Origin of the sequence: Actinomadura litoris (assembly GCF_009733595.1) — a bacterium.
GTDB classification, from domain to species: Bacteria; Actinomycetota; Actinomycetes; order Streptosporangiales; family Streptosporangiaceae; genus Spirillospora; species Spirillospora litoris.
In genome coordinates, this window is sequence record NZ_WOFH01000001.1 from 224483 (window position 1) to 239801 (window position 15319).

The 15319-nt window shown below is 74.3% G+C and carries 15 protein-coding genes; 9 read left to right on the forward strand and 6 right to left on the reverse strand.

Annotated features, from left to right (window positions below):
• Positions 1-6: 6 nt before the first annotated feature.
• The 8 genes from GNZ18_RS01035 (at position 7) to GNZ18_RS01070 (ending at position 7183) form a co-directional block, all read left to right on the forward strand.
• On the forward strand, positions 7-1182 hold the full coding sequence (locus GNZ18_RS01035; RefSeq protein WP_214616345.1) for an LLM class flavin-dependent oxidoreductase: 1176 nt from the start codon (positions 7-9) through the stop codon (positions 1180-1182).
• Positions 1179-1652, forward strand: coding sequence for a flavin reductase family protein (locus GNZ18_RS01040; protein WP_156214170.1), 474 nt, complete (start codon positions 1179-1181; stop codon positions 1650-1652). Before GNZ18_RS01035 ends, GNZ18_RS01040 begins: the two co-directional genes overlap by 4 nt.
• Before the next feature lie 12 nt (positions 1653-1664).
• Positions 1665-2162 carry a GNAT family N-acetyltransferase gene (locus tag GNZ18_RS01045; protein ID WP_246249331.1) on the forward strand — a complete coding sequence of 166 codons (498 nt, stop codon included), beginning with the start codon at positions 1665-1667 and terminating at the stop codon, positions 2160-2162.
• Positions 2163-2176: 14 nt separating this feature from the next.
• The gene (locus tag GNZ18_RS01050) at positions 2177-2704 is read left to right on the forward strand and encodes an NADPH-dependent FMN reductase (RefSeq protein WP_156214171.1); all 528 of its coding nucleotides are present in this window, start codon (positions 2177-2179) and stop codon (positions 2702-2704) included.
• Between the two features lie 16 nt (positions 2705-2720).
• Positions 2721-4046, forward strand: coding sequence for an NtaA/DmoA family FMN-dependent monooxygenase (locus tag GNZ18_RS01055; protein ID WP_312874236.1), 1326 nt, complete (start codon positions 2721-2723; stop codon positions 4044-4046).
• Positions 4043-5182, forward strand: coding sequence for an LLM class flavin-dependent oxidoreductase (locus GNZ18_RS41050; protein WP_156214173.1), 1140 nt, complete (start codon positions 4043-4045; stop codon positions 5180-5182). The genes GNZ18_RS01055 and GNZ18_RS41050 overlap by 4 nt, the downstream gene beginning before the upstream one ends.
• Positions 5179-6333, forward strand: a complete 1155-nt coding sequence (locus tag GNZ18_RS01065; RefSeq protein WP_312874237.1) for an LLM class flavin-dependent oxidoreductase — start codon at positions 5179-5181, stop codon at positions 6331-6333. The genes GNZ18_RS41050 and GNZ18_RS01065 overlap by 4 nt, the downstream gene beginning before the upstream one ends.
• A 154-nt stretch (positions 6334-6487) precedes the next feature.
• Complete coding sequence (locus GNZ18_RS01070) at positions 6488-7183, forward strand: S1 family peptidase (protein ID WP_156214175.1); 696 nt, start codon at positions 6488-6490, stop codon at positions 7181-7183.
• 47 nt (positions 7184-7230) lie between these two features.
• On the opposite strand, the gene GNZ18_RS01075 is transcribed toward GNZ18_RS01070, so the two are convergent.
• The 5 genes from GNZ18_RS01075 to GNZ18_RS01095 all read right to left on the reverse strand — a co-directional run bounded on the left by GNZ18_RS01075 (position 7231) and on the right by GNZ18_RS01095 (position 12795).
• Positions 7231-8835, reverse strand: coding sequence for an FAD-binding oxidoreductase (locus GNZ18_RS01075; RefSeq protein WP_156214176.1), 1605 nt, complete (start codon positions 8833-8835; stop codon positions 7231-7233).
• Between the two features lie 100 nt (positions 8836-8935).
• A complete protein-coding gene (locus GNZ18_RS01080) occupies positions 8936-10396 on the reverse strand; it encodes a ferritin-like domain-containing protein (RefSeq protein WP_156214177.1) in 1461 nt (486 codons plus the stop codon).
• On the reverse strand, positions 10393-11211 hold the full coding sequence (locus tag GNZ18_RS01085; protein ID WP_156214178.1) for an HvfC/BufC N-terminal domain-containing protein: 819 nt from the start codon (positions 11209-11211) through the stop codon (positions 10393-10395). Before GNZ18_RS01085 ends, GNZ18_RS01080 begins: the two co-directional genes overlap by 4 nt.
• Positions 11204-12106, reverse strand: coding sequence for an MNIO family bufferin maturase (gene bufB / locus GNZ18_RS01090; RefSeq protein WP_308165886.1), 903 nt, complete (start codon positions 12104-12106; stop codon positions 11204-11206). Before bufB ends, GNZ18_RS01085 begins: the two co-directional genes overlap by 8 nt.
• Positions 12103-12795 carry a hypothetical protein gene (locus tag GNZ18_RS01095; protein WP_156214179.1) on the reverse strand — a complete coding sequence of 231 codons (693 nt, stop codon included), beginning with the start codon at positions 12793-12795 and terminating at the stop codon, positions 12103-12105. Before GNZ18_RS01095 ends, bufB begins: the two co-directional genes overlap by 4 nt.
• Positions 12796-12991: 196 nt before the next feature.
• Between GNZ18_RS01095 and GNZ18_RS01100 the strand changes: the two genes are divergently transcribed.
• Positions 12992-13645, forward strand: coding sequence for a S1 family peptidase (locus tag GNZ18_RS01100; RefSeq protein WP_156214180.1), 654 nt, complete (start codon positions 12992-12994; stop codon positions 13643-13645).
• Between the two features lie 13 nt (positions 13646-13658).
• Here the strand turns inward: GNZ18_RS01100 and GNZ18_RS01105 are convergent, their stop codons facing one another.
• On the reverse strand, positions 13659-15047 hold the full coding sequence (locus GNZ18_RS01105) for a UDP-N-acetylmuramoyl-tripeptide--D-alanyl-D-alanine ligase (RefSeq protein ID WP_312874238.1): 1389 nt from the start codon (positions 15045-15047) through the stop codon (positions 13659-13661).
• Between the last annotated feature and the right edge of the window lie 272 nt (positions 15048-15319).

Genomic DNA, 15319 nt, shown 5'->3' on the forward strand with positions numbered 1-15319 from the left:
CCAACCGTGACCCTGTCGTTCCACTGGTTCCTGCCCACCTACGGCGACTCGCGCTTCATCGTGGGCGGCGGCCACGGCCGTCCCGCGGACGCGGCGTCCGGCGACCGGCGCGCCACGATCGGCTACCTGTCCTCGATCGTGCGCGGCGCCGAGGAGCTGGGCTTCACCGGCGCGCTCACCCCGACCGGCGCGTGGTGCGAGGACGCCTGGCTGACCACCGCGATGCTGGCGCGCGAGTCCGAGCGGCTGGCGTTCCTCGTCGCGTTCCGGCCGGGACTGATCAGCCCGACGCTCGCCGCGCAGATGGCCGCGACGTTCAGCGCGCACGCCCCGGGGCGGCTGCTGCTCAACGTCGTCACCGGCGGCGAGGCGCACGAGCAGCGCGCCTACGGCGACCACCTGTCCAAGGACGAGCGGTACGCGCGCTGCGCGGAGTTCCTGTCGGTCGTGCGGCGGCTCTGGGACGGCGAGACCGTCACCCATCGCGGCGCGCACCTCGACATCGACGCCGCGCGGCTGCCGACCGTCCCCGACCCCGTCCCGCCGCTGTACTTCGGCGGGTCCTCGGCCGCCGCCGGACCGGTCGCCGCCGAGCACGCCGACGTGTACCTGACCTGGGGTGAGCCGCTCGACGCCGTCGCCGCCAAAATCGAGTGGATCCGCGGGCTCGCCGCCGCACGGGGCCGGAAGCCGAGGTTCGGCATCCGGCTGCACATCATCACCCGCGACACCGCCGAGGAGGCGTGGCGGCTCGCGGGGCGGATGGTCGAGGCGCTCGGCGAGGACACCGTCGCCGCCGCCCAGGCCGCGCTCGCCCGCAGCGAGTCCGTCGGCCAGCGGCGCATGCGCGAACTCCACGAGACCAGCCGCGCGGACGGCTCCTGGCGCGACCCCCGCGCCCTGGAGATCGCGCCGAACCTGTGGGCGGGCGTCGGGCTCGTCCGGGGCGGCGCCGGGACGGCGCTGGTCGGCGACCACGCCGAGGTCGCCGAGCGCATCGCCGAGTACGCCGGCCTCGGCATCGACGAGTTCGTCCTGTCGGGCTACCCGCACCTGGAGGAGCTGTACTGGGTCGGTGAGGGCGTGCTGCCCCGCCTCGCCGAACGCGGCCTGTTCCACGGCCCGGCCGGGCCGGCGGGCCAAGGCGCCACCGCCTTCCTCCCGAAGGACGCGGCGCGATGACGGCGCTCGGGCTCGACCTGCGCCGCGTCTACGGCGCCTACCCGACCGGCGTCGCCGTGGTCGCGGGCCTGGTCGGCGGGCGTCCCGCCGGGATCGCCGCCAGCTCGTTCGTGCCGGTGTCGCTCGACCCGCCGCTCGTGTCGGTGTGCGTCGCGCACACCTCCACGACCTGGCCCCTGCTGCGCGAGCGGCCCACGATCGGGATCAGCGTGCTCGGCGCGCACCAGGAGCACGTCGGCCGCCGCGTCGGCGCCCGCGACGGCGACCGGTTCGCGGGCGTCGAGTGGCGGGCCACCGAGGGCGGCTCCGTGCTGGTCGAGGGCGCGTCCGCGTGGTTCGACTGCGTCGTCGAGCAGCAGGTCCGCTCCGGTGACCACGACATCGTCGTCTTCCGCGTCGAGGACCTGGACGCCGCGCACGACGTCCCGCCGCTGGTCTTCCACGCCAGCACCTTCCGTTCCCTCCGCTAAGGAGCCTTTCCGTTGCCCGTCAGCGTCCACGTCGAAGTCCGCGCCGCCGCCTGGGACGACCCCGCGGCGGAGGCGCTGCGCAGATCCATGGACGCGGAGATGCGCGACCGCTACGAGGACCGGCTGGAGGAGATCGAGGCCCTCGTCGCCGAGCCGGAGTGGCGGAGCGCGCTCGTCGTCGAAGCGCACGAGGCCGTCCACGTCGCGGTCGCCTACGCCTCCGGCGAACCCGTGGGGCATGCCGCGCTGCGCCGCCTGGACGGCGGCGACCTGGAGCTGAAGCGGATGTACGTCGCATCCGCCGCGCGGGGCACGGGGGTGTCCACGGCGCTGCTGGCGGCGGTGGAGGACGCGGCGCGCGCGCTCGGCGCGTCCCGGCTCGTGTTGCAGACCGGCGACCGGCAGCCCGACGCGGTCCGGCTGTACGAGCGCGAGGGCTACACCCGCGTCCCGGTCTTTCCCCCGTACGAACGGTTGCATTTCTCGATCTGCATGGCAAAAGTATTGTGACTAAGGGAGCGAACATGAGCATTGTCGTTCTGGTAGGGAATCCACGTCCCCAGTCCCGGACATTTCAGGTGGCTCTGAAGGCCGCGGCCGCGATAGCCGAACGGATCGGCGACGGCGACGCGGTCGAGGCCGTCGATCTGTCGGCCCTGGCACCCGGCCTGCTCGGGGCCGTGCCGGCCCCGGAGACGCAGGACGCGCTGGACCGGGTCGCCTCCGCCGACGTCCTGCTGGTCGCGAGCCCGACCTACAAGGCCACCTACACGGGCCTGCTCAAGGTGTTCCTGGACCGGTTGCCGGGCGGCGCGCTGGCCTCGACGGTCGCGCTGCCGCTGCTGGTGATGGGCGATCCGAAGCACTCCCTGGCCGTGGAGGTGCATCTGCGGCCCCTGCTGGTGGAGTTGGGCGCGGTCGTGCCCACACCGGGGCTGGCGTTCCTGGAGTCGCAGATCGCGGCCGCGGAGGAGGTGCTCGGCGCCTGGGCCGACATCGTCGCGCCGCAGGTGGTGGCGGCGGAACTCGCCCGCGATGCCGCGCGGATCTGAGAAGGGGGCCGTTCCGGTGCCGGTCAAGCAGATTCATCTGGCCGCCCATTTCCCCGGCGTCAACAACACGACCGTGTGGTCGGATCCGGGCTCGGGCAGCCAGATCGACTTCGGCTCCTTCGTCCACCTCGCGCGGACCGCGGAGCGCGGGAAGTTCGATTTCTTCTTTCTCGCCGAGGGGCTCCGGCTGCGGGAGATGAAGGGCCGCATCCACGACCTCGACGTCGCCGGGCGGCCCGAGTCGCTGACCGTCCTGTCGGCGCTGTCGGGGGTCACCGCGCGGCTCGGGCTCGCCGCGACCGTCAACTCGACGTTCAACGAGCCCTACGAGGTGGCGCGGCGCCTGGCCACGCTCGACCACCTCAGCGGCGGGCGCGCCGCCTGGAACGTCGTCACGAGCTGGGACGCGTTCACCGGCGAGAACTTCCGGCGCGGCGGCTACCTGGCCGAGGCCGACCGCTACAACCGCGCCCGCGAGTTCCTGGGCACCGCCCGCGAGCTGTGGGACTCCTGGAGCGGCGGCGACCTCGTCGCCGACCCCGCCTCGGGCACGTTCGCCCGCCCGGACGCGGGGGCGTTCGCGCATCGCGGCCCGCAGTTCGACATCGCCGGACGGTTCAACGCGCCGCGCCCGCCCCAGGGCCGCCCGGTGATCATCCAGGCCGGGGACTCGGCGGAGGGGCGCGAGTTCGCCGCCGCCGAGGCCGACGTCATCTTCAGCCGGCACGGCACGCTGGAGGACGGCCGCGCCTTCTACAAGGACGTCAAGAGCAGGCTCGCCAAGTACGGGCGCCGCCCGGACGAGCTGAAGATCATGCCCTCCGTCACCTACGTGCTCGGCGACACCGAGGAGGACGCGGCCGAGCGCGCCGCCGACATCCGCCGCGCGCAGGTGACCCCGCAGGGCGCGCTGGCCTACCTGGAGGGGTTCTGGGGGCGCGACCTGTCCGGCTACGATCCGGACGGCCCGCTGCCCGACGTCGAACCCGACCTCGGCGAGGGCGTGTCGAAGGGCCGCGCGCAGTTTCGCGGCGACCGGAGCGAGACCGTCCGCCGGTGGCGGGCGCTGGCCGCCGAGCGCGGCCTCACCATCCGCGAGCTGGTCATCGAGGCCACCGGGCGGCAGACGTTCGTCGGGACGCCGCGCTCGGTCGCGGACCAGATCGACGAGTTCGTGCGGACCGACGCCGCCGACGGGTTCGTGCTCGTCCCGCACCTGACCCCGACCGGCCTGGACGACCTGGTCGAGCACGTGGTGCCCCTCCTCCAGGAGAAGGGCGTGTTCCGCGCCGACTACACCGGCCCGACCCTGCGCGACCACCTCGGACTGGAGGCGCCATGACCGAGCTGCACCTCGCCGCCGCGCTGAACGACGCGGGCTGGCATCCGGCGGCCTGGCGCGATCCGTCGGCCCGCCCGTCCGCGCTGTTCACCGCCGGGTACTGGGGCGACCTCGCCGCCGAGGCCGAGCGCGGCCTCCTCGACTTCGTCACCATCGAGGACGCGCTCGGCCCCCCGGCCCCGCCCGGCGGGGTGACGGCGCGGCTGGACGCGGTGCTGATCGCCGCGCGGCTCGCGCCCGCGACGTCCCGGATCGGCCTCGTGCCCGCGACCGTCGTCCCGCACACCGAGCCGTTCCACGTCTCGATCGGCATCGCCTCGCTCGACCACGCCAGCCGCGGCCGCGCCGGATGGCGGCCCGACGCCGCCCCCGCCCACCACGCCCACGCGCCGCACTTCGGCCGCCGCGACCTCCCGGACGCGGCGCTGCTCGGCGAGGCGGCCGAGTTCGCCGAGGTCGTCCGGCGGCTGTGGGACTCCTGGGAGGACGACGCGGAGATCCGCGACACCGCCACCGGCCGGTTCCTGGACCGCGAGAAGCTGCACTACATCGACTTCGAGGGCGAGCACCTCCGGGTCCGGGGGCCGTCGATCACGCCGCGCCCGCCGCAGGGGCAGCCGCCGGTGACCGTGCTGGCCGACGACGTCGCCGGCTATGAGCTCGCGGCGCGGGCCGCCGACGTCGTCCTCGTCGCCCCGCGCTCCCGCGGGGACGCGGTGACCGTCGTCGCCCAGGTCAGGGAGGCCGAGCGCACGGTCGAGCGGACCGGCGAGCCGCTCCGCGTCCTCGGCGACCTGGTCGTGTTCCTGGACGCCGTGCCCGGGGCCGCCCACGCCCGGCTCGCCCGGCTGGACGGCCTCGCGCGCGCCGCCTTCGACGCCGAGGTCTTCACCGGAACCCCCGGCGACCTCGCCGACCTGCTGCTCGACTGGCGCGAGGCGGGCCTGGACGGGTTCCGGCTGCGGCCGGGCGTCCTGCCCGCCGACCTCGCCGCGATCACGCGCGAGCTGGTGCCGATCCTGCGCGGGCGCGGCGCGTTCCGCGAGAGCTACGGGACGGCGACGCTGCGCGGGCATCTCGGGCTGCCGCGTCCCGCGAACCGCTACGCCGTGTCCGACCCTGGGAGGCGCCCGTGACACCGCTGTCCGTCCTCGACCTCGCGCCGGTCCCGGCCGGCGGCACCGCGCGCGACGCCGTGCGCGACGTCCTCGACCTCGCGCGGCGGGCCGAGGCCGCCGGCTACCACCGGTACTGGCTCGCCGAGCACCACCTCTCGCCGGGCGTCGCGAGCGCGGCGCCGCAGGTCCTCATCGGGGCGGTCGCCGCCGCCACGTCCCGGATCCGGGTCGGGTCCGGCGCCGTCCAGACCGGGCACTGGACGCCGCTGGCGATCGTCGAGCAGTTCGGCACGCTCGACGCCCTCCACCCGGGACGCATCGACCTCGGCGTCGGACGCTCCGGGCAGAAGCGCCAGGAGGCCGCGGGGCGGGCCGCCGCGCCGCCGCGTCCCGCGCGCGAGGCCACGTTCGTGGACGGCCTGCTGATCCCCACCCCCTACGACACCTCGCGGGCCGCGAGGTCGCCGAGGCTCCTGCTCCAGGACTCGCTGCTGCGGCAGGCCGGGGCGCGGGCGCCGCGCTTCACCGACGCCATCGACGAGGTCACCGCGCTGCTGGACGGGACGCTCCAGCGCGACGGCGTGGACGCGCACGCCAACCCCGGCGAGGGCGCCTCGCTCGCGCTGTGGATCCTCGGAAGCAGCGGGGGCGAGAGCGCCCGCGTCGCGGGCGAGCGGGGCCTGCCGTTCGCCGCGAACTACCACGTCGCCCCGGCCAGCGTGCTGGAGGCCGTGGACGCCTACCGCGCGGCGTTCCGCCCGTCGGCGGCGCTGGAGGAGCCCTACGTCCTCGTCTCCGCCGACGTGGTCGCGGCGCCCACCGAGGCGGAGGCGCGCGAGCTCGCCTCCCCCTACGCGCTGTGGGTGCACAGCATCCGGGCGGGCGACGGCGCGATCCCGTTCCCGACGCCTGAGCAGGCCGCCGCGCACGAGTGGCGGCCCGAGGACCTCGACCTCGTCGCCGACCGCGTCGAGACCCAGTTCGTCGGGACGCCCGAGGCGGTCGTCGCCGGGCTGGAGACGCTGCGCCGCGTCACCGGCGCCGACGAACTGCTGCTCACCACCATCACCCACGACCACGCCGACCGCGTCCGCTCCTTCGAACTGATCGCCGAGGCATGGACGCGCAGCTCGGAACGGACGTCCGCAAACGCGCCCGGCGCGGGCTGAGCTCCGCTGACCGGCGCCTTCCGGCCGCCTGCCCCGTAGTTGATATACGGTCGGCGGCCGTCTTGGCAGGTTCCCCCCCTTGCCGGGGCCCGCGCCCGGCCGGACTATTCCGGCAACCCAGGACCCTGGGCGTCCATCCCCGCAGGAGACCCCCGTGAGACTCCGCATCTCCTCGGCGGCCGCGACCGCCGCCGCCTGCGCCATCGCCACGCTCGCCGCTCCCGCCCCGGGCGCGATGGCCTCACCCGCCTCCCCCGCCTCCCCCGCCGCCCCGCCCTCCGCCGTCGGCGGCCAGACCGTCTACGCGAGCGACGGCTCCCCGTGCACGCTCGGTTTCAACGTCCGCAGGAGCGACGGCTACTACTTCCTCACCGCCGGTTCGTGCGCGCGGCAGGACCAGAGGGTCTACGCCGACTCCGCCAAGACCACCGCGCTCGGCACCGTCGTCGCGCGCACGCCCCTCGGCGTCGGGCTCGTCCGCTATGTCGAACCGCAGGCGGAGCGTCCCGGCGGCGTCGACACCCACCCCGGTTCGCAGCACATCAAGGGCGCGGGCCACGTGCCCATCGGCCAGCAGATCTGCCGCAGCAGCCCGGTCTCCGGGCTGCGCTGCGGCAAGCTGAAGGCGGTCGACCTGAGCGTGATGCTGCCCGACGGCACGATGGGCACCATCGCGCAGACCGACGCCTGCGGGCTGCCCGGCGACGCCCCCGGCGCGCCCTACTTCGCCGGCGGGACCGCGCTCGGCGTGGAGTTCCAGGGCTCCGGCGCCTGCGAGGGCGGCGAGAACTCCTACTACCAGCAGATCGACGAGATCCTTGTGCAGTTGGGAGGCGGCGAGGTCTACTGAGCACGTCCCGGTCCCGACCACCGGCCCCGGAGCCGCGCCGCGCGCGATCACACGGGGCGGACGGACAGCGCGTGGCGGAAGACGTCGCGCGGATCCCACTTCGCCTTGATCCGCTGGAGCCGCGGGTAGTTGCCGCGGAAGTACAGGACGTGCCACGGCGCGCCGCCGTTCAGCGCCGGGTCCGCGAGATCGGTGTCGGGGTAGTTGATGAACGCGCCGTCGCCGGCCGCGGGCACGCCGCCCGTGTCGGCGTAGAGGTCGCGGTAGACCTCGCGCGCGTAGGCGATGTGCCGGGCGTCGTCGGCGGCGTCCTCCCACCCGTTGATGAAGAACATCTTCATGATCGTGTCGCGGTGGGGCGCCGCCGTCGCGTCCGGGCGGACGGCGTTGACCCGCCCGCCGAAGGTGTAGAGGCTGAGGATCGCGCCGGGGTGGTCGTAGTCGGTGCGGGTCAGGTGGTGGTGCAGGACGCCGATCTGCCGGTCGGTCAGGCGGCGCCGCAGGTAGGCCGACTTCACCTTCAGCCGGTACCGCGGCCCCGGGTCGCCCGGCGACCCGGCCAGCGCGGCCGCGAGCCACGGCTGGTTCGCCGCCTTCCTGACGGGTGCGACCGGCACGCCCTCGCTGATCGCGGCGATGTGGCCGTCCAGCAGCCGCTCGGCGGCGGACGCGCCCGCGACGGCGGCGACCTGGCCGATCATGCCGATCGTCCCGGCCGCCGGGCGGGTGAGCTGGAGTTCGCTGTAGAGCGCGGCCGCCGGGGAGCCCGGCGCGCTGTTGCGCTCCACCCAGGTGCCGTGGTTGCGGACGAGCCGCTCGAACGCGGCCCTGTCCAGCCTGCTCCAGTCCCAGTCGACGGAGAACGTCAGCGCCGTGGACGGCGGCGCGGGCAGCAGCCGGGACGGGTCGTCGCCGCGCGCGTCCGGCGTCCGGAACCAGTAGCGGGTGGCGACGCCGAACGTCCCGCCCCCGCCGCCGGTGTGCGCCCACCACAGGTCCCGGTTCGGGTCGGACGCCCCGCTCGTCGCCACCACGCTCCGGGCCCGCCCGTCCCGGCCGACGACGACCACCTCGACCGCGTGGAGGTGGTCGACGGCGAGGCCCATCGTCCGCGACAGCGGGCCGAAGCCGCCGCCGGGCACGTGCCCGCCGGCGCCGACGGTCGGGCACCACCCGGCGGGGATCGTCACGCCCCATCCCAGGTAGAGCCTGCGGTACACGTCGCCGAGCAGCGCGCCCGCCTCCACCGCGAAGGCGCGGCGGCGGGCGTCGTAGTAGACGTCGGTCATCGCGGAGGTGTCGATGACGACGCGCACGGCGGGATCGCCGACGAAGCCCTCGAAGCCGTGGCCGCCGCCGCGGACCGCCACCCTCCTGCCGGTGTCGACGGCCCGCTGCACCGCCGTGACCACGTCCTCGGTCGTCCCGACCACCCACACGTGGTCGGGATCGCCCACGAACCGCCGGTTGTAGCCGCGCGAGGCCAGGGACGGGAAGCGCGGGTCGCCGCGTCCGACCTCCGACGCCGGAGGCGGCGGCGCGGCGGGCCCGGCCGCCGCGGCCGGTACCGCGCCCAGGGCGGGCGCGGCGACCCCCGCCGCCGTGGCCGCCAGCCCGCCCCGCAGGACGTTCCTCCGCGTGTGCTCGGTCATCCGGACTCCTCAGATCGCGAATGACCACCAACGTAGGGACGGCGCGGGATGCGGTCAGTGGGCCTGGCCCCACCTCATCGGTAGGCGCAACCCCCGGATGTCAGATGTCGACGAGAAGCCGGATCTGCCGTTCGACGCCGTCCGGGCCGCCGAGAACGGGGAAATGCTCGATGGCCTCCGCGCACAGGTCGATGAGCTGCTCCTTCTTGGTGCGCTCCTGCTTGTCCGCGTCGAAGTCGTAGAACTCGAACGAGGGCGCCGCGTGCCGCCCCTTGTAGGGGCCGTCCGGAATCGGCGTCGTGACCAGCGCCTGCGCGATGGGGTAGAGGATCCCTTGCATCACCGCGACGTCGTTGCGTTCGAGCCGGTACCGGTGGCTGAACATCTCCTCGCGGTCGGTTCCCGGGACCTTCTTCGTCCTCACGTCGTCGGTGGAATGCGCGTAGGTCTCGTCCAGCAGGCACAGCGTGTAGCAGTAGGCCGCGTTGAACAGCGTCATCAGGCTCTGGACGCCGGGCTGGTCGTCGAAGTCGGCCACCAGCGGGTCGGCGACGACGGGCCAGGTCGCCTCCGGGTCGTCGATGTCGATCCGGTGCTCGGGGCCGCCGTCGACCGCGCCGATGCCCTCGATGCCCTCCTGGACGCGGACGAACTTCTCGTAGTGGGTGTAGTCCTCGACGCCCGGCCTGATCTCGATCTTCTTGTGGTCGGTGATCGTGCCCTCGCCCTGCTCGATGATGATCCGCAGCGCCTGCCGGGCGGTGGCGAGGTCGTGGACGCGGATCGGCTTGCCGTTGCCGAACTCGTTCCAGAACCCGCGCTTGTACTGCTTGCGCGCGTCCTCCACCGCCCACTCGATCTCGTCCTCCAGGTCGATGAACCCCTGCTCGATCGCGCGGTAGAACTCGCCCAGGCTCGTGTACTGGCCGACGTCCCGCGGGTGCCGCGCGAACGTCTCCGCGCCGAGGTCGATGTCGTCGGGCATCTCGACCCGGCGGAAGGTGCCGACGTGCTCCTTGGAGAGCCGGTCCAGGCTGAGGATGATCTCCGGGCCGTCCGGGTCGTCGGGGTTGTAGCGGTTCAGCATCGTGCTCGGATACGACGGGATGAACTCCTCGTCGTAGAAGGAGATGTCCTCGCCGTACCCGATGGCGACCATCAGGTTGCGCACGAGCGCCAGGTGCAGCATCTCCTCGATCGAGATCCCGACCAGCGTGCGCAGCACGCCCCGCGGCGCCGCCCACTGCGAGTGCCCGCGCGTCCGGATCGAGTACGCGGAGAACAGGTACATCGGGATCGTGGACAGCTCCACCTGCGCGGCGACGTACAGGTGGTCGGCCAGGTCGTCCACGGTCCGGATCCCCGCCGCCGGGTCGAGCTGGCGGATCGGTCTCGTCCGCACCAGCCGGTCGCCCGCCTTCCGCGCGGCGCGCGCCTTCGTCCTGGGCTGCGTCTTGGCCTGCGTCTTGGCCTGCGTCTTGGGTTGCGTCTTGGGCTGTGTCTTGGCCTTCGCCTTGGACGCGGGCTTGCGCGCCTTCGTCCGGGTCGTGGTGGTGGTCATCGTCTCGCCCTCTCCTCAAGGTGTTCGGGTGCGCGGTGGGCGCGGGTGAAGTAGCCGAGTCCGGCCCAGCGGCGGAGCGCCTCGGCGGACGGGTCCGCGAGGACCGCGCCGACCGCCGCGCCCCCGGCCAGCGCCCGCAGCGCCCGGTGCGCGGCGGGGTCGAGCTCGCGCATCGTGACCCGGTAGTCGCGGCGGCTCACCGCCAGCGCGACCGGACGCGGCGCGGGCGGCTCCGGGTCCTCGCCGCGCCGGACGGCCGCCAGGTACTCGTTGACGGGGAAGGCGAACGTCGGCAACCGCAGGCACGGCGCCGTCTCCAGACGCAGGTCGCAGCCCCGCGAGAGGTCGAGGGCCGCCGGGAGGTCGTCCGGGCGCAGGACGGGCCCGCCCTCGGTGCCGGGGCCCTCGACGACCTCCGTGATGATCCGCTCCAGCCGGGCCAGGTCGATGATCAGGTCCGGCCACTGCTCGCGGTGCGCCGCGCCGTCCGGCCTGGTCGCCTCCAGGTGGTCGGCGAACCCCTCGTCGAGCCGGGTGAGCGTGTACGTCCGGGACGGGCGCGCGTCGAGGTAGTCGAGGGCGAACCGGTCGAACATCTCCTCGCCGAGCAGCCGCGTCAGCCCGGGGTGCAGGCCGCGCATGTTCTCCAGCAGCCGGAGCCGGTAGCCGCGCCGGTAGATCCCGAGCCGCTCCCGCGCGGTCAGCGACGACGACGCCGTGAGAGTCCTTTCGACGCCGTCGGCCGCGCCATCGCCGAGAATGGCGGCCTGCATCCACCGCTGGGTCCCGGCCAGCCCCGCCACCGGTTCAGGCATCCGGTACGCCCTGGAGCGCCGAGACCGGGTCGCGTCCGGCGGCGGCGAGCCTGGCCTTGCCGAGTTCGGCCTCAAGGACGGGGAACTCCGGCAGCCGGTCGTCCCATTCCAGCAGCGTGGGAATCGGCCCGGCGCGCTCGGTCACGAGCCGGTAGAGATCCCAGACGGCGTCGGAGACCGGGCGGTCGTGGGTGTCGATGAGATGCGTCCCGTGATCGGCGTGCCCGGCCAGATGGATCTGCTCGACGCGCTCCATCGGCAGCGCGTCGAGATAGTCGACCGGGTCGAAGTCGTGGTTGGCCGCCGAGACGTAGACGTTGTTGACGTCCAGCAGCAGCCCGCAGTCGGCCTCCTCGGCCAGCCGGGTCATGAACTCCTGCTCGGGCATCGCGGACGCGGTGAACCCGACATAGGTGCTCGGGTTCTCCAGCACCAGCCTGCGGCCGAGGAACTCCTGCGCGATCCGGACGCGTTCCACCACGTGCGCCAGCACCGCCTCGGTGAAGGGGAGCGGAAGCAGGTCGTGGGTGTTGCGGCCCATGACCCCCGTCCAGCAGACGTGGTCGGACACCAGCGGCGCCCGCACCGCCGCGGCCAGCCCGCGCAGCCGCGCCAGGTAGCCGAGGTCGAGCGGGTCGGTGCCGCCGATCGACAGCGAGACCCCGTGCAGCGCGATCGGGTAGTGCTCGGCGATCGCCTCCAGGGCGCGGCGGCGGCCGCCGGCGCAGTCCATGAAGTTCTCCGAGACCACCTCGAAGAAGCCGACGTCCGGGCGGTGCCGCCGGACGTGGTCCATGTGCGGCCCGCGCAGCCCGATCCCGAACCCCGGCATGCCCGCGGCGGTGCCCGCTGGGGTGCCCGTTGCGGTGTCCGCGGCGGTGTCCGCCCAGGTCACCGCGCCTTCCTCGGCGCGGCCTTCCGGGCCTTCCCGGCGGTCTTGCGGCGGGCGCCGTCCCCGGACGCGGCGCCGCGCCGCCCCACCGGGCCCACCAGGTCCTCGCCGTCGTCGACGTCGTACTCGGGCAGCAGGTCGTCGGGGATCCCGTCGCCCGGGGACGGGCCGTAGGCGAGGCCCGCCCGGTACATCCGGTCCTCCATGAGCCGCCGGGCCTGCAACCACACGCTCCTGCCCTTCATCGGCCCGGCGCTGAACACGCGGCTGACGTTGAGCGGGCTCGCGCAGCTCCCGTTGAACCGGCACGCCTGCTCCCCGGGGCGCCACTGCTGGTCGTCGCCTCCGGCGTAGCCGCAGCCGCCCTGGCCGCGGCACTGCCCCTCGCCGTGGCAGACATGGCGGACGGTCGCGCAGTTCCCGGTTCCGGCCATGACGGCGCCGCCGTCGACGTCGAAGGCGTTGCACGCGTTCAGGCCCATGCACACGTGCTGCTCCAGGCCCTCGGCGGGCCCGCCGCAGCTCGCGCCGCCGAAACTGCGCCCGCTCGCGTCGTAGTGCTGCTCGACCGCGTACTCCTGCGAGGACACCACCTCCGGGCCCGCCGCCCGGTCGTGCCCGTTGTGCTCGCGCCTCACTTTTGCCATGCCGCCCTCAAATTCACCGAATTGCAGGTCCACCTGCGTCTTCACCCGAGACGAAGATCAGTAAGCGCGCGGCTCGACTTATTACGACACGTGGAAACGGCATGCGCCCACGTTGACCGAAAATTGGCGATCACCTGATGTTGATACAAGGCGGTGACCAACATTGGCACTTCCCCCCCTTGCCGGTGGCCGCGCTTTTCCGCACTATTCCGGAAAGTCAGCCCCCCGGCAGGAGGCCCCCGTGAGAGCCCGCATTCGTGTGATCTTCGCGTGCGTCGCGACCGTCATGAGCCTGCTCGTCCCCGGCACGGCCGCGGCCACCGCCCCGCCGCCGTCCGAGGGCGGGCGGGCGATCTACGCGGCCAACGGCGTGCGCTGCGCCCTCGGGTTCAACGTGGTCAGGAGCGGCACCTACTACTTCCTCACCGCGGGCGGCTGCGCGCAGGCCGGCCTGCGGATCTACGCCGACCCGGCGCTGACCGTCCCGCTCGGCACGGTCGCCGCGGTCACCAACTACAAGATCGCCCTCGTCCAGTACGTGGACCCGAAGACGCAGCGGCCCGGCACCGTCCACACCTACCCCGGCACGCAGGAGATCGTGACGGCCGGGGCCCCGGCCGCCGGCCAGCGGGTCTGCCGCAGCGGCCCCGTCAACCACCTGGTCTGCGGGCCCGTCACGGCGACCAACCTGACCATCAACCTCCCCGACGGCGTGATCAACGGCGTGGCGCAGGCGACCGTGTGCCCGGGCGAACTCCCGGGCGCGCCCTACTTCGCCGACACCAGGGCGGTCGGGCTCGAAATCGGCAGGTCCGGTAGTTGCGCCGGCGGCGGCTCGTCCTATTTCCTGCCGGTCGGCCCCATCCTCAGCGCCTTCGGCGTCGCGGTGTACTGACCGCGGTCCCCCGCTAGGAGCGCGGGTTCCACAGCGCGGTCGCGACCGCGGACAGGCCGATCTCGCCCGACGCCTTCACCAGGACGACGTCGGCCGGGCGCAGCAGGCTCCGCAGCAGGGCCACCGCCTCCCGGCGGCGCGGCAGCGCGTGGGTGGCCACGCCCGCCCGGCGGGCGGCCTCGGACAGGGCGTCGGGGCCCTCGCCGGTCCCGACCACGACGAGGATCGCGACGCCCAGTTCGGCGGCCAGCCTGCCGACGGCGGCGTGGTGCCGCGCCGCGTCCCCGGCCTGGCCGGTCATCTCGCCGAGGACGGCGATCGTCCGGCGTCCGGCCGACATCGTCGCCAGCGTGCGCAGCGCGGCGCGCATGGAGACGGGGTTGGCGTGGCAGGCGTCGTCGATGACCGTGATGCCGTCGGCGCGCTCGACGAGCTGGAACCGGTTCGGCGAGCGCGGGGCGGCGGCGCTCAGCCGCGCCGCGATCCGGCGGGTCGTGACGCCGAGGACGTCGGCGACGCTCGCGGCGGCCAGCGCGTTGCCGACCTGGTGCTCGCCGGGCAGCCCGAGCCGCACGGCCGCCGCGCCCGACGGGGTGTGCAGGATGAACGACGCGCGGCCCTCGCCGTCGACCGTGACGCCGCCCGCCCGGACGGACGCCTCGGCGTCGCGGCCGTAGGACACGACGCCCGCCGACGTCGCGCCCGCCATCGACGCCACGGCCGCGTCGTCGGCGTTGAGGAAGGCCAGCCCGCCCTCCCCCGCCGGGGGCAGCGCCCGCACCAGCTCGGCCTTCGCCCGCGCGACGCCGATGATCCCGCCGAGCGTGAGCAGGTGCGCGGGCCCGATGTTCAGCACCAGTCCGAACTGCGGGCGCGCCACCCACGCGAGGTGGGTGATGTCGCCCTGGCGGGCGGCCCCCATCTCCAGGACGAGGTAGCGCGTCCACCGGTCGGCGCGCAGGATCGTCAGCGGCAGCCCGATCTCGTTGCCGTCGGAGCCGGCGGTGGCGACGGTCGGCGCCTCGCGTTCGAGGATCTGGGCGAGCAGGTCCTTGGTCGTGGTCTTGCCGACCGAGCCGGTGACGCCGATGACGACGAGGTCCAGCATGTCGCGGACGAACATGGCGAGGTCGGTCAGCGCGGAGACCACCTCGTCCACGACGACGCACGGCCCCTCGACGGCGCGGGTGCCGAGCACCGCGCACGCGCCGAAGGCGTAGGCGCGCGCGGCGAGGTCGTGCCCGTCGCCGCGCTCCCCGGCGACGGCGACGAACAGCGCGCCGGGGGTGACGTCCCGCACGTCGATGACGACGGGCCCGGTGACGGTGGGACCGGGGGCGGGGGCGCCGTGCACCGTTCCGCCGACCGCCAGCGCGATCTCGTGGAGGGTCAGCGGGATCACGGCACCGGCCGCGCTGACCCGCGATGCGCACCGGCCCCGTCCGCGGCGGCCTCGGCGACCGCCGCGGACGGGTCCGGCCTCCAGGTACCGTCCCGCTCGACCCCGCCGACGGCGGGACGGTACTCCCCCCTCCGGAGGCCCATGAATGCCTGCATGATCTCCCGTCCGGCCCCGGCGCCACCCCTTAGCGCCAGATCGTAAAACGCCCCGAACACACCGGGATACCGGGCATTCGGCCCGGACCGACCGGGGTCTCCGCCCCCGCGCACCGG

Coding starts and splice junctions, on each gene's coding strand:
- GNZ18_RS01040 (WP_156214170.1), top strand. CDS start 1,179: ATGACGGCGCTCGGGCTCGACCTGCGCCGCGTCTACGGCGCCTACCCG.
- GNZ18_RS01050 (WP_156214171.1), top strand. CDS start 2,177: ATGAGCATTGTCGTTCTGGTAGGGAATCCACGTCCCCAGTCCCGGACA.
- GNZ18_RS41050 (WP_156214173.1), top strand. CDS start 4,043: ATGACCGAGCTGCACCTCGCCGCCGCGCTGAACGACGCGGGCTGGCAT.
- GNZ18_RS01075 (WP_156214176.1), bottom strand. CDS start 8,835: ATGACCGAGCACACGCGGAGGAACGTCCTGCGGGGCGGGCTGGCGGCC.
- GNZ18_RS01080 (WP_156214177.1), bottom strand. CDS start 10,396: ATGACCACCACCACGACCCGGACGAAGGCGCGCAAGCCCGCGTCCAAG.
- GNZ18_RS01085 (WP_156214178.1), bottom strand. CDS start 11,211: ATGCCTGAACCGGTGGCGGGGCTGGCCGGGACCCAGCGGTGGATGCAG.